Source organism: Streptomyces sp. NPDC008092 (assembly GCF_042957285.1).
Taxonomy (GTDB): Bacteria; Actinomycetota; Actinomycetes; order Streptomycetales; family Streptomycetaceae; genus Streptomyces.
Map to the genome: position 1 here is coordinate 101,427 of NZ_JBIBHY010000004.1, position 13,033 is coordinate 114,459.

A 13,033-nucleotide genomic window follows, 5' to 3' on the forward strand; every position below is an offset into this window, starting at 1 on the left:
CACCGTCTTCCAGGAGAGCCCCCATGTCCCGCCCTCTCATCACCACCCCCTTCGGAGCCCGGAGCACCGCCGCCGAGGTGCTCGCCGGCCTCGACCTCGGCGGCAGGCGTGCCGTGGTCACCGGCGGAGCCTCCGGCATCGGGCGCGAGACCGCCCGCGCCCTCGCTGCGGCGGGCGCCGAGGTCACCATCGGCGTCCGCGACCTGGCGGCAGGCGTCCGGGCCGCCGGGGAGATCGCCCCGGCGAGCGGGCCGGGCAGCGTGCGCGCCGCCTTCCTCGACCTCGCCAACCAGCGCTCCGTCCGCGCCTTCACCGACGCCTGGCAGGGCCCGCTGCACGTCCTCGTCCTCAACGCCGGCGTCATGGCCACGCCGCTGCAGCGGACACGGGAGGGCTGGGAGACGCAGTTCGCCACCAACCACCTCGGCCACTTCGCCCTCGCCACCGGCCTGCACGGCGCCCTCGCCGCGGCCCGCGGCGCACGCGTCGTCGCGGTCAGCTCGGTCGGCCACGTCAACGGCGGCGTCCTCTTCGACGACGTCAGCTTCGAGCGGCACCCCTACGACCCGTGGGCGGCCTACAGCCAGTCCAAGACCGCCAACGTCCTGTTCGCCGTCGAGGCGGCCCGCCGCTGGGCCCCCGACCTGATCGCCGTCAACGCCCTCAACCCCGGCCGCATCACCAGCACCCGGCTCGGCCGCCACATCGGGGACATCGCCAACAGCCCGGCCTCGTTCGACGCCACCAGCACCGACGTGTCCTGGAAGGACATCGAGCAGGGCGCCGCCACCTCGGCGCTGCTCGCCGCCTCCCCGCTGGTCGAGGGCGTGACCGGGCGGTACTTCGAGGACTGCGCCGAGGCCGGCCCGCACCGGCCCGGCGTCCGCCGCGGAGTGGCCGCCCACGCCCTGGACCCCGGCCACGCGGCCCGCCTCTGGCAGCTCTCCACCGACCTGCTGACGGCGACGGCGACGGGGGCGGGGACGGACACGGGGACGGGGGCCGGGGCGGCCGCCGTCTGACGGTCCGGGGTCACGGCGAGGCGTCCGCCCGCGCCGGAAAGCCCTACGGCCGGAAAGCCCTACGGCCGCAAGGCCACCGCGACCGCCACGCCCAGCTTGCGCACGAACTCCCCCCGGTCCGCGACGCGGTGCTTCCAGCCCTCGCCGGCCGCCTGCAGGACCTCGGAGATCTGGTGGGGCGTGGCGCCGGCCGCCGGCCGGCCGGAGTCGGCGATCGCCTTCGCGAGGGTGTCGAGGAAGGCGTCCCGGTAGTCGTCGTACATGTCATGGAGCTGCGCGGTCCCGTGCTCCAGCAGTTCGTCGACGCCCTCGTTGAGGTGGGTGCCGACGTACCGGCCGAGGTTCGCGTCGAGCGCGGCCACCAGGCGGGCGTCGAGGTCCGCGCCGGGTGCGGCCAGCGCCGTGCGGACGTCCGCCAGCGCCCGGTCCAGTTCCTGCCGCATGGTCTCGCGGAACAGCTCCTCCTTGCCCGAGAAGAGGAAGTACAGGCCGGGGCGGGAGATGTCGGCGGCCCGGGCCACCGCGTCCATCGACGTCTTGCGGTAGCCGAACGTCGCGAAGACGGTCAGCGCCGCCGCGAGCACCTGCTCGCGGCGTTGGGTGTCCCCTCGGGTCGCGGTCATATGCACACCATACCGACTGGGCGTGCTATACATGTTTTGTCGATCCTGTTTAGTAGCGTTCAGCAGGCAGCTGGCGGCAGGCGCGACCGGGGGGCACGGCACACGCGAGAGAGAGCATCATGAGCAAGACCGTTCTGATCACCGGCGCCTCCACCGGCATGGGAGAGGCGCTGACCTTCGAGTACGCGGCGCGCGGCTGGAACGTGGCCGCCACCATGCGGGACACCGCCAGGGCCAACCCGGCCTTCGCCGGTCTCGGCAACGTCCTGGTCACCCGCCTCGACGTCACCGACCCGGCCGGCATCGAGCAGGCCGTGCAGGCCACCGTCGGCCGTTTCGGCGCCGTCGATGCCCTGGTCAACGCGGCCGGCTACGGCCAGGTCGGCGCGGTCGAGGAGATCAGCCCCGAGCAGCTGCGCGACCAGCTGGAGACCAACGTGGTGGGCCTGGTCCAGGTGATCCAGGCCGTCCTCCCGCACATGCGGGAGCGCCGCTCGGGCCACATCCTAAACATCGGCTCCATGGGCGGCCACGTCAGCCTGCCCACGATGGCCGTGTACTGCGCCTCCAAGAGCGCCGTGCAGAACCTGACGGAGGGCCTGGCCAAGGAGCTGGCCCCGCTGGGCATCCACGTCACCCTGGTCGAGCCGGCGGGCTTCGACACCGGCTTCGAGGGCAACGCGAAGCTCCCCGCCGCCTCCATCCCGGACTACGCGCCCGCCTACGCCGGCATGGCCGAGTTCGCCGAGCAGGCGGTGCGCGGCAACCTGGTGCGGTCGATGGCGGCCGTCGCCGACGTGACCGGCACCGACGCGCCCCCGCTGCACCTCGCGGTGGCCACCGCCGGTCTGGAGATGGTGCGCGGCCGCTTCGCCGAGCTGATGAGCGAGTACGACCGCTGGGAGCGGGTCACGGCCGGCACCGACTGACAGCACGCCTGCGCAGGTCACAGGACCCGTCGGAGCGCCTCCGGGGTGAGGTCGGCGAGGGCCGGGTAGCCGTCGACGGCCATGATCAGGTCGACTTCGGCGAGCAGCGCCCGGAGGATGTGCACGAGGCCGGGTTCACCGCCGTAGGCGAGGCCGTAGGCGTAGGGACGGCCGACGCCGACGGCGGTGGCGCCCAGCGCGACCGCCTTGACGACGTCGGCGCCCGTCCGCACCCCGGAGTCGAACAGGACCGGCAGGCCGTCGGCGGCCTCGACCACCTCCGGCAGCATGTCGAGGGCGGGCAGGCCGCCGTTGGCCTGTCGGCCGCCGTGGTTGGAGCAGTAGACGCCGTCCACGCCCGCGTCCCTGGCGCGGCGGACGTCCTCGGGGTGGCAGAGGCCCTTGAGGATCAGCGGCAGCTCGGTGATCGACCGCAGCCAGGGCAGGTCGTCCCAGGTGAGCGGGTTGCCGAAGATGCCCGCCCAGAGCGCGACGGCAGCCTGCGGGTCGTCCTGCGGGTCCTTGCCGAGGCGGGCCCTGAAGACGGGGTCGCTGGTGTAGTTGGCCAGGCAGTTCCCGCGCAGCTGCGGGAAGTTGCTGGTGCTCAGGTCGCGCGGTCGCCAGCCGGTGATCCAGGTGTCCAGGGTGACCACGATCCCCTTGAACCCGGCCTTCTCGGCCCGGTGCACCAGGCTCTCGGCCAGTTCGCGGTCGGTGGGCGTGTAGAGCTGGAAGAAGCCGGGGGTGTCGCCGAACTCGCCGGCCACCTGCTCCAGCGGGTCGACGGTCAGCGTCGAGGCGACCATGGGCACGCCGGTATGGGCGGCGGCGCGGGCGACGGCGAGGTCGCCGTGACCGTCCTGCGCGCACAGCCCGATCACCCCGACCGGGGCCATGAACAGCGGTGCGGGCAGCCGCATCCCGAACAGGTCGACGGACAGGTCCCGCTCCGTGGCCCCGACCAGCATGCGCGGCACCAGCCCCCAGCGCCCGAACGCGCCGACGTTGGCCCGCTGCGTCCGCTCGTCACCGGCGCCGCCCGCGACGTACGAGCGCACCGCGGGGGGCAGCGCGGCCAGGGCCAGCGGCTCCAGATCGTCGTACGACATCGGGAACCGCGGCACCACTCCGCGCAGCCCGTCGAGGTAGATCTCGTTCTGGTAGTCGGCGAACGCCATGTCCCGGCCCTTCTTCACGACTGCGCCCGCGGGGTGCGGGCCCCTGGAAGTCCACAATGGGAGAGTGGCGCACAACGGCTCCGAAACGCAGGATTCCGGCTCGCACGGCGAGTGGGCGCAGGATGCTGCCGCCCGTGCGGCGGCACCGGCGCTGCTCAGCGAGGACGAGCTGGCGCTGATCAACGCGCTGCAGCTGAGCCCGCGCGCCTCCTGGACCGAGCTCGGGCGCGCCCTGGGCGTCGACCCGGTCACGGTGGCCCGCCGCTTCCACCGCCTCTCCGTGCAGGGCTCGGCCTGGGTCGGCTTCTCGCCCGGCCCGCGCCTGCTGGAGCAGATCTGCGTGGCGTACGTCGTGATCGACTGCGCCCCGGGCAGCACGGCCCGCGTCGCCGGGGCCCTGAGCGCCCACCCCCACATGGTGACCATCGAGCGGACGGCCTCGGGCCACGACATCCTCGCCACGGTCGCCACCCGCGACCTGCCGGCCCTGTCCCGCTACACCCTCGACCTGCTCCCCCACCTGCCGGGCATCACCGCCGTACGGTCCCGGATCGTCACCCACATGTTCACCGAGGGCGGCCGCTGGCGGATCGCCGCCCTGGCCCCGGACCAGCGCGCCCGGCTGACGGCCCGGGTATCCGCCCCCGCGTCCGCCCCCGCATCCTCCTCCGCCGGGCGACGGACCGCCCACCGGCAGCTCACCTCCTTCGACCGGGCCCTCGCCACCCGCCTCGCCCACGACGGCCGCGCGTCCTACCAGAGCCTGGCGCGGGACCTCGGCGTCAGTCTCTCCACCGCCAAACGCCGCGTCGAGGCCCTCGTCCGGGGCGGTCTGCTCCGCTTCCGCTGCGACTTCGCCCGCCCCCTCGGCGGCTGGCCGGTCGCCGTCACCTTCTGGGCCAGGGTGCCGCCCGCCGACCTCCCCGGGATCGGCCAGTCCCTGATCCGCCTCCCGGAAACCCGCAACTGCGCCGCGATCAGCGGCCCCCAGAACCTCGTCCTCCAGGCAAGCCTGCACTCGCTCGGCGACATCCTCCGCCTGGAGACCCAGCTGGCGACGGCCCACCCGGCCCTCGACATCGCGGACCGGGTCGTCACCCTGCGCCAGGACAAACTCCTCGGCCGTCTCCTGGACGCGCACGGCCGTTCCGTCGGCGTCGTACCGGCGGACCTGTGGGCGGAACCGGCCCTGTAGCCGGGCCCCGGCGCCTGTCACCGGGCTGCCGTAGAGTGCGCCATGGTGGGGACGGGACAGTCGTTCGAGGGGGGCCTGCCATGGGTGTGCCGGAGAAGGAACCGAAGAAGCGACCGAAGAAGGACCGGCCCGTACCGGTACCGATGAGCCCCGAGCAGATGATCGCGGAGGCGCGGAAGGCGTTCTTCGTGATGTTCGGCCTGCTCGCCGTCGTCTGGCTGGTGCAACTGGCCAACTACTCCGACCACTACGCCCTCTCCCGGGACTACGCGGTGGTCTCCGGCGACATCGGCACCCTGCCCGACGTCCTGGTCGCGCCGCTGCTGCACTGGAGCTGGGCGCACATCGAGAGCAACTCCGGCCCGCTGTTCGTCTTCGGCTTCCTCGCCGCCTACCGGGGAGTGGCGCGGTTCCTCGGCCTCACCCTGCTGATCGCGCTGAGCAGCGGCCTGGTGGTCTGGTTCTTCGAGAAGGGCGACGTGGCGACGGTCGGCGCCAGCGGCCTGATCTTCGGGTACTTCGGCTACGTCGTGGTACGGGGCCTCTTCGACCGGCACCTGATCGACACGCTGATCGGGATCGTCATGGGCGCGTCCTTCGCCTACCTCCTCACCGTGGCCGTTCCCGGCACCCCGGGCGTGAGCTGGCTCGGCCACCTCGGCGGGCTGCTCGGGGGCCTGGCCGGCGCCTGGATCTTCCGCGACCGCCGGGCAGCACGCCCCACCACCGGCGACATCGCCCCCCGGACGCCGGCCGGCGGCAACACCCCGCAGCCGCAGCCCGGTTCCGATTCCACACGCGCCGACCTGTACAAGGAACTCGGCGACCTCGGGCTGCTCTGACCGCCCGCGGCCACCTGACGGAGGTCCTGTGACACCGAGTCCGCGCGACGTCTTCCTCCGCCTCGTCCAGGGAGTCGCCGACGGGAACTTCGAGGAACTGCCCGACCTGTACGGCGAGGTCACCGATGTCCGGCATCCGATGGCGACGCCGGAGCCGGAGCCGCTGACGACCCGGCGTGCGCTCCGGGAGCACTTCACGGTGCCGCCGGAGGGCCGGGCGTCCCTGCCGAAGAGACGGGTCGTCGACGTCGTCGTCCACGAGACCGCGGATCCCGAAGTGATCGTCGCGGAGTTCGGCTACGAGTTCACACGGCCGGACGGCTCCACGAGCAAGGTGCCCTGCGTCTTCGTCATGCGGGTCCGGGACGGCCGGATCGTCGAGTCGCGCGACTACATCGACCCGATCCGCACGTACACGGCCCGCGGCGACCTGGACCTCCTCATCGCGTCACTGCGGAGCGGCGCCTCCTGAGGCGGCCGGGGACCGCAGGCCGAGCCACTGCTCGGCGCCCCAGGCCTCGAACCGCTCCACCTCGGTGAATCCCAGCTTCGCGGCGAGCCGCATCGAGGCGGCGTTGGCGGTCTGGGTGTGGAGCACCACCGGCTCGCCGGGAAGCTCGCCGGCGAGCCAGCCGAGCGCCGCCGCGCACGCCTCGGCTGCGTACCCGAACCCCCACGCCCGCGGCAGGAACAGGTAGCCGAGATCGACCTTCCCGCCGGCGGCCGGGCGGCCCTGCCCCGGCACTCTCCTGAGCAGGACCTGGCCGATCATCGCCCCGTCGAGTTCGACGACGAAACTCCCGGGCCGCCGCTCGGGCACCCCGGGCAGCTCGCGTTCGAGCTCGTCACGCGGCCGGGAGCCACCGAGGTAGGTGTGCACCTCCGGCGAGGCGAGCAGTTCGACGAAGACCGCACGGTCCCGGCTCTCGGGCTCCCGGAGCACCAGCCGCTCGGTCCTGACCGGCCGGGGCGGCCACGTCACGGAACTCAGATCATCCATCCGCGCACGCTAACAAACCGTCAAACCCCTTGGGCCACAAGCACGGAGGGGCGGCACCCCCGCACAGGGTGCCGCCCCTCTTCTTGCGTGCCGGGGCCGCCGTCCATCGGTCTTGAGGGTCGGGGACGGACGGCGGACCCGGGGTTCGCGGGAGGCCTGCGGCGGCCTCAGCGGTGGTCGCTGCCCGTCGACTCGGTCGCCGCGCGGCCCGCCTCCAGGCGGGCCACCGGGATGCGGAACGGGCTGCAGGAGACGTAGTCCAGGCCCACCTCGTGGAAGAAGTGGACGGACTCCGGGTCGCCGCCGTGTTCGCCGCAGACGCCGAGCTTCAGGTCCGGGCGGGTGGCGCGGCCGGCCTTCGCCGCCGCCGCGACCAGGGAGCCGACGCCGTCCCGGTCGATCGTCTCGAAGGGGGAGACGCCGAAGATGCCCTTCTCCAGGTAGGCGGTGAAGAAGGAGGCCTCGACGTCGTCGCGGCTGAAGCCCCAGACCGTCTGGGTCAGGTCGTTCGTGCCGAAGGAGAAGAACTCCGCCGCCTCGGCGATCTGGCCGGCCGTCAGGGCGGCACGCGGGAGTTCGATCATCGTGCCGATGGAGAGCTTGAGGCTGGTGCCCGTCGCCGCCTCCACCTCCGCGATGACCTGGTCGGCCTCCTCGCGGACGATCTCCAGCTCCTGGACCGTGCCGACCAGCGGGATCATGATCTCGGCCCGCGGGTCGCCCTTGGCGTTCTTGCGTTCGGCCGCGGCCTCGGCGATCGCGCGGACCTGCATCGTGAACAGGCCGGGGATGACCAGGCCGAGGCGTACGCCGCGCAGGCCCAGCATCGGGTTCTGCTCGTGCAGGCGGTGGACCGCCTGGAGGAGGCGCAGTTCGTTCTCGTGGGGTTCCTGGCGGGACTCGGCGAGGGCCACGCGGACCGAGAGTTCCGTGATGTCCGGGAGGAACTCGTGCAGCGGCGGGTCGAGGAGGCGGACCGTGACCGGAAGGCCGTCCATCGCCGAGAAGAGTTCGACGAAGTCCTTCTTCTGGAGCGGGAGGAGGGCCTTCAGGGACTCCTCGCGGTCCTCCTGCGTGTCGGCCAGGATCAGGCGTTCCACCAGTTCGCGGCGGTCGCCGAGGAACATGTGCTCGGTGCGGCACAGGCCGATGCCCTGGGCGCCGAAGCGGCGGGCGCGCAGCGCGTCCTCGGCGTTGTCGGCGTTGGCCCGGACCCGGAGCCGGCGCTTGCGGTCGGCGAACGCCATGATGCGGTGCACCGCCTCGACCAACTCGTCGGCGTCCTGGGCGCCCGCGTGCATCCGGCCCTCGAAGTACTCGACGACCGGGGAGGGTACGACGGGTACCTCGCCCAGGTAGACCTTGCCGGACGAGCCGTCGATGGAGATGACGTCGCCCTCCTCGACGACGTGACCGCCGGGGACCGTCATGCGGCGGCGCTTGGTGTCGACCTCGAGCTCCTCCGCGCCGCAGACGCAGGTCTTGCCCATGCCGCGGGCGACGACGGCCGCGTGGGAGGTCTTACCGCCCCGGGAGGTCAGGATGCCTTCGGCGGCGATCATGCCGTCGAGGTCGTCGGGGTTGGTCTCGCGGCGGACCAGGATGACCTTCTCGCCGGAGCGGGACCACTTGACCGCGGTGTACGAGTCGAAGACCGCCTTGCCCACCGCCGCGCCCGGCGAGGCCGCGATGCCGCGGCCGACCTGCTGGGTCTTCGCCTGCTCGTCGAAGCGGGGGAACATCAGCTGGGCGAGCTGGGCGCCGGTGACGCGCTGGAGGGCCTCGGTCTCGTCGATCAGGCCCTGGTCCACCAGCTGGGTCGCGATCCGGAAGGCGGCGCCCGCCGTGCGCTTGCCGACGCGGGTCTGGAGCATCCACAGCTGACCGCGCTCGATGGTGAACTCGATGTCGCAGAGGTCCTTGTAGTGGTTCTCCAGCGTCTCCATGATCTGCATCAGCTGGTCGTACGACTTCTTGTCGATGTTCTCCAGCTCGGCCAGCGGGACCGTGTTGCGGATGCCCGCGACCACGTCCTCGCCCTGGGCGTTCTGCAGGTAGTCGCCGTAGACGCCCTGGTGGCCGGAGGCGGGGTCGCGGGTGAAGGCGACGCCGGTGCCGGAGTCCGGGCCGAGGTTGCCGAAGACCATCGAGCAGACGTTGACCGCGGTGCCGAGGTCGCCGGGGATGCGCTCCTGGCGGCGGTAGAGCTTGGCGCGGTCGGTGTTCCAGGAGTCGAAGACCGCGCGGATCGCGAGGTCCATCTGCTCGCGCGGGTCCTGCGGGAAGTCCCGGCCGGCCTCCGTCTTGACGATCTTCTTGAACCTGGTGACCAGCTTCTTGAGGTCCGCCGCCTCCAGCTCGGTGTCGACGGTGACCTTCTTGGCCGCCTTCGCGTCGTCCAGGGCCTCCTCGAAGAGCTCGCCGTCGACGCCGAGGACGGTCTTGCCGAACATCTGGATGAGGCGACGGTAGGAGTCCCACGCGAAGCGGTCGTCGCCGGCCTGCTTGGCGAGGCCCTGTACGGACTTGTCGGAGAGGCCGATGTTCAGGACCGTGTCCATCATGCCGGGCATGGAGAACTTGGCGCCGGAACGGACCGAGACCAGGAGGGGGTTGTCGGCCTGGCCGAGCTTCTTGCCCATGCGCTGCTCCAGCGCGTCGAGGTGCGCACTCACCTCGTCACGCAGTGCCGCCGGCTCCTCGCCGCTGGCGAGGTAGACCTTGCAGGCCTCGGTCGTGATGGTGAAGCCCGGGGGAACGGGGAGCCCCAGGTTGGTCATCTCGGCGAGGTTCGCGCCCTTGCCACCCAGGAGGTCCTTGAGGTCCTTGTTTCCCTCGGTGAAGTCGTAAACGAACTTCACACCGTGGGGTTCTTTGTTTTCCGACACGGGTCTCGACTCCCTGGAAGACTCGGTGGCTGCCCTGACGGCCAGGAACATACCCAGATCGAAGGCGCCTGGGTACGTCTACTTGCGTGTCATGCGCCTGTAACCAGTCGTCCGCCACCGGATCGAAAGTCAAAGCTTGGCAAGCGGAGACCGGGCCGTGTTTTCACTTCTTGAACACAAGACCGCTCAGCACCGCACCTTTCCGCTCACTTGAGCGACCATACCGCACACTTGATTTCGATCGATGAACGATCAAGGGGTGGCACCCAGTGCCACCCCTTGGAGAAGTGCAGTCGCCCATGATCCGCTCATCTGAGCGCAACCCTTATCAAGGGTGGCGAGAATCACGCTGCCACAGACCGCCGGAGTTCACCATGCGGACGCGGGGACGGACACCACAACCCGCAGGAAACGCGCCGGTCACACGCCCGGGGCCGGAATCCGCGCCGGTCACACGCCGAGCGCCAGCAACCGCTCCTCGACCCGCTCGGGCGCGTACAGGTGCTCCACGACCAGGGCGCCGGCCCCGACCAGGCCGGCCCGCTCCCCCAGCCGCGACGTCACGACGTCCAGATGAGCGGTGGAGCGGGGCAGCGCCCGCTGGTAGAGCAGTTCGCGGACGCCGGTGAGGAACGAGGTGCCCGCGAGGTCGCCCGCGATCATCAGGACGCCCGGGTTGAGCAGGGTCACGACGGTCGCCAGCACGTCCCCGACCCGGCGGCCGGCCTCCCGGGCCAGCGCCGCCGCCTCCGGGTGCCCCGAGGCGAGCAGGTCGCGCACGTCCGAGCCGGAGGAGGCCGGGATCCCCGCCTCCGCCAGCCGCCGGGCCACGGCGCCGCCGCTCGCGACGGCGGCGAGGCAGCCGTACGACCCGCACCGGCACCGCGCCTCCGCGCCCACCCGGATGTGGCCGATGTCCCCGGCGCCGCCGTCGACGCCCCGGTAGATCGAACCGTCCACCACGACCCCGGCGCCGATACCCGTCGAGACCTTGACGAGGACGAACGCCGAGCAGTCCGGGTATCCGGTGCGCTGCTCCCCGTACGCCATCAGGTTCGCGTCGTTGTCGACCAGGACCGGGACAACCGGCGCGCCCGTGTGCTCCGTGAACGCCCTGGCGAGGCGGCCCCTTATGTCGTAGCCGTCCCAGCCCGGCATGATCGGCGGCTGGACGACCCGGCCGGTCTCCGTGTCGACCGGGCCGGGCACCGCGAGGCCGATCCCGCACACCTCCGTCGCGCGATGGCCGGCCTTCTCCAGCAACTCGGCGAACCAGCCGCCGAGTTCGGCCAGAACGGCTTCCGGACCGTCCTGGATGACCGGGGTGCCGGAGTGCTCGGCGAGGATCTCGCCGGTGAGCGTGAGCACGGCGGCGCGGGCGTGGCGGGTCTCCAGGTCGGCGGCGAGGACGACCGCGTGGGAGTCGTCGAACTCAAGGGTGATGGAGGGGCGTCCGCCCAGCGGGGAGTCGACCGGGCCGCCGGCGCCCTCGCGCAGCCAGCCGGCCCGGAACAGGCGGTCCAGGCGGTGGCCGACGGTCGCGCGGGAGAGCCCGGTGGCCTGCTGGAGCGCTCCGCGTGTCACGGCCCGCCCGTTGCGCACCAGTTCGAGCAGATCTCCGGCGCTCGCCTGTCCGCCGCCCTTGCCGGTCCTGCCGGGACGTCCGGTCATGCGCACCCCCTTGTGTTTCTCAAGCTTGCATTACATATTGAGTTTTGCGTGTTAAATAGACGTAACCCTACGGTAGCCACTGCCAAACCCGGCCGGCCGGACGTCTTCGGGGAGCCCCGAGTGGATCGCACTGCCCAGCTCACCAGCCATGCGCTCGATCGCGGTATTGCATACGATCCGCCGTCCGCGCGCGCCGTCACCGGCACCGGCGCACGACGGTCGCTGCACGTCAGGGCCGCACAGGTGCTCGACGAGAACTGGACCGGCAGTTCGACCGTGCCCTCCCGGAGCCTGTATCCGCACCAGTGGTCGTGGGACTCGGCGTTCATCGCGATCGGCCTCAGGCACCTCTCGCCGCTGCGCGCGCAGACGGAGCTGGAGACGCTGCTGGCCGCCCAGTGGGGCGACGGGCGGATCCCGCACATCGTGTTCAACCCCTCCGTGCCCCTCGACGCGTACTTCCCGAGCCCCGACTTCTGGCGCTCCTCGACCGCGGGGCGCGCTGCGGGCGCCCCGCGCACCGTACAGACCTCCGGGATCGTGCAGCCACCGGTGCACGCGCTGGCGGCCTGGCTGGTGCACCTCGCCGACCCGGGCCTGTCCCGGGCCCGGGGCTTCCTGGCCGGTGTCTACCCACGGCTCGCCGCCTGGCACCGCTATCTGCTGCACCGGCGCGACCTGGGCGGGGGCGGGCTGGCCTCCGTCGTGCACCCCTGGGAACAGGGCATGGACAACAGCCCCGCCTGGGACGCCCCGCTCGCCCGGGTCGCGCCCGCCCCGGCCCGCTCCTTCCGGCGCGCCGACCTGGACCACGGCGCCGCCGAGGACCGGCCGACGGACCTGGACTACGGGCGGTACGTGCGGCTGGCGGCCGACTACCGCGACGCCGGATACGCCGACCGGACCCGGGACTTCGCCGTCGAGGACCCCGCGTTCAACGCGCTGCTCATCGCCTCCGAGCACGCCCTCGCCCGCATCGCACGGGAGCTGGGCGCGCCCGGCACGGCCCGGCACGCGCGGGCGGAGCGGCTGACGGCGGCGCTGGTGGACCGGCTGTGGGACCCGGAGAAGGAGATCTTCCTGTGCCGAGACCTGCGGGGCGGCACGGACGGCGAGGTCGGCACGGACGGCGCGGACGGTGCGAGTGGCACGGACGGTGCGGGCGGCGCGCTGATCCCCGAGCGCGGGGTCTCCGGGCTGGTCCCGCTGCTCCTGCCCGGTCTGCCCCGGGAGATCGCCGCCGCGCTCGTGCGCACGCTGGACGGCCCGCACTTCGGCACCGGCACCCGCCTGGTGCCCAGTTACGACCTGCTCGGCGAGGCCTTCGACCCGCACCGCTACTGGCGCGGGCCCGCCTGGTTCAACACCGGCTGGCTGCTGGAGCGCGGGCTGCGCGAGCACGGCGAACGGGAGCGGGCGGACGCCCTCGCCGAGGCGGTCGTACGGACCGCCGACGCGAGCGGGTTCGCCGAGTACGTCGACCCGTACACCGGCGAGGCGTGCGGCGCGACCGGGTTCGGCTGGACCGCGGCGCTCGCGCTGGACCTGCACCACCAGCGGCACGCGGCACCGCACAGCACATCGCACGAAGAGCCACACAGCGAACGTCAAAACCTGCACAAGAGCTGACAAAACGGGGTGTCTTCGGCGGACACCGCACGTTCGACCAGAGGAACGAAGGAGGG

At 72.3% G+C, this 13,033-nt stretch carries 11 protein-coding genes; 6 read left to right on the forward strand and 5 right to left on the reverse strand.

Features of this window, described 5'->3' with window-relative positions; genetic code table 11:
• Positions 1 to 23 precede the first annotated feature (23 nt).
• Positions 24 to 1,022, forward strand: coding sequence for an SDR family NAD(P)-dependent oxidoreductase (locus ACFZB3_RS13530; protein WP_391374331.1), 999 nt, complete (start codon positions 24 to 26; stop codon positions 1,020 to 1,022).
• A gap of 59 nt (positions 1,023 to 1,081) precedes the next feature.
• Here ACFZB3_RS13530 and ACFZB3_RS13535 read toward each other — a convergent pair whose 3' ends face one another.
• Positions 1,082 to 1,645 carry a TetR family transcriptional regulator gene (locus ACFZB3_RS13535; RefSeq protein WP_391374334.1) on the reverse strand — a complete coding sequence of 188 codons (564 nt, stop codon included), beginning with the start codon at positions 1,643 to 1,645 and terminating at the stop codon, positions 1,082 to 1,084.
• A 119-nt stretch (positions 1,646 to 1,764) separates the two neighbouring features.
• Between ACFZB3_RS13535 and ACFZB3_RS13540 the strand changes: the two genes are divergently transcribed.
• Positions 1,765 to 2,574: an SDR family NAD(P)-dependent oxidoreductase gene (locus tag ACFZB3_RS13540; protein ID WP_391374337.1), complete on the forward strand. Its 810-nt coding sequence runs from the start codon at positions 1,765 to 1,767 to the stop codon at positions 2,572 to 2,574.
• Positions 2,575 to 2,591: 17 nt separating this feature from the next.
• Here ACFZB3_RS13540 and ACFZB3_RS13545 read toward each other — a convergent pair whose 3' ends face one another.
• Positions 2,592 to 3,752: an alpha-hydroxy-acid oxidizing protein gene (locus ACFZB3_RS13545; RefSeq protein ID WP_391374340.1), complete on the reverse strand. Its 1,161-nt coding sequence runs from the start codon at positions 3,750 to 3,752 to the stop codon at positions 2,592 to 2,594.
• A 64-nt stretch (positions 3,753 to 3,816) separates the two neighbouring features.
• On the opposite strand from ACFZB3_RS13545, the gene ACFZB3_RS13550 reads away from it, so the two are divergent.
• From ACFZB3_RS13550 to ACFZB3_RS13560, 3 genes are all read left to right on the forward strand, one after another.
• A complete protein-coding gene (locus ACFZB3_RS13550; protein ID WP_391374343.1) occupies positions 3,817 to 4,947 on the forward strand; it encodes an AsnC family transcriptional regulator in 1,131 nt (376 codons plus the stop codon).
• A gap of 80 nt (positions 4,948 to 5,027) precedes the next feature.
• Entirely contained in the window at positions 5,028 to 5,789 is a 762-nt protein-coding gene (locus tag ACFZB3_RS13555; RefSeq protein WP_391374345.1) for a rhomboid family intramembrane serine protease, read from the forward strand.
• A gap of 28 nt (positions 5,790 to 5,817) precedes the next feature.
• Complete coding sequence (locus ACFZB3_RS13560) at positions 5,818 to 6,261, forward strand: nuclear transport factor 2 family protein (protein ID WP_391374351.1); 444 nt, start codon at positions 5,818 to 5,820, stop codon at positions 6,259 to 6,261.
• On the opposite strand, the gene ACFZB3_RS13565 is transcribed toward ACFZB3_RS13560, so the two are convergent.
• The 3 genes from ACFZB3_RS13565 to ACFZB3_RS13575 all read right to left on the reverse strand — a co-directional run bounded on the left by ACFZB3_RS13565 (position 6,238) and on the right by ACFZB3_RS13575 (position 11,348).
• Entirely contained in the window at positions 6,238 to 6,789 is a 552-nt protein-coding gene (locus ACFZB3_RS13565) for a GNAT family N-acetyltransferase (RefSeq protein ID WP_391374354.1), read from the reverse strand. The genes ACFZB3_RS13560 and ACFZB3_RS13565 overlap by 24 nt on opposite strands.
• Before the next feature lie 167 nt (positions 6,790 to 6,956).
• Positions 6,957 to 9,677 (reverse strand): pyruvate, phosphate dikinase, encoded by a 2,721-nt coding sequence (gene ppdK / locus ACFZB3_RS13570; protein WP_391374357.1) that lies wholly within the window; start codon positions 9,675 to 9,677, stop codon positions 6,957 to 6,959.
• A 450-nt stretch (positions 9,678 to 10,127) separates the two neighbouring features.
• A complete protein-coding gene (locus tag ACFZB3_RS13575) occupies positions 10,128 to 11,348 on the reverse strand; it encodes an ROK family protein (protein ID WP_391374360.1) in 1,221 nt (406 codons plus the stop codon).
• Positions 11,349 to 11,468: 120 nt separating this feature from the next.
• Here ACFZB3_RS13575 and ACFZB3_RS13580 point away from each other — a divergent pair, with 120 nt between their 5' ends.
• Complete coding sequence (locus tag ACFZB3_RS13580; protein WP_391374363.1) at positions 11,469 to 12,977, forward strand: hypothetical protein; 1,509 nt, start codon at positions 11,469 to 11,471, stop codon at positions 12,975 to 12,977.
• Positions 12,978 to 13,033 lie beyond the last annotated feature (56 nt).

Coding starts and splice junctions, on each gene's coding strand:
- ACFZB3_RS13530 (WP_391374331.1), top strand. CDS start 24: ATGTCCCGCCCTCTCATCACCACCCCCTTCGGAGCCCGGAGCACCGCC.
- ACFZB3_RS13535 (WP_391374334.1), bottom strand. CDS start 1,645: ATGACCGCGACCCGAGGGGACACCCAACGCCGCGAGCAGGTGCTCGCG.
- ACFZB3_RS13540 (WP_391374337.1), top strand. CDS start 1,765: ATGAGCAAGACCGTTCTGATCACCGGCGCCTCCACCGGCATGGGAGAG.
- ACFZB3_RS13545 (WP_391374340.1), bottom strand. CDS start 3,752: ATGGCGTTCGCCGACTACCAGAACGAGATCTACCTCGACGGGCTGCGC.
- ACFZB3_RS13555 (WP_391374345.1), top strand. CDS start 5,028: ATGGGTGTGCCGGAGAAGGAACCGAAGAAGCGACCGAAGAAGGACCGG.
- ACFZB3_RS13565 (WP_391374354.1), bottom strand. CDS start 6,789: ATGGATGATCTGAGTTCCGTGACGTGGCCGCCCCGGCCGGTCAGGACC.
- ACFZB3_RS13575 (WP_391374360.1), bottom strand. CDS start 11,348: ATGACCGGACGTCCCGGCAGGACCGGCAAGGGCGGCGGACAGGCGAGC.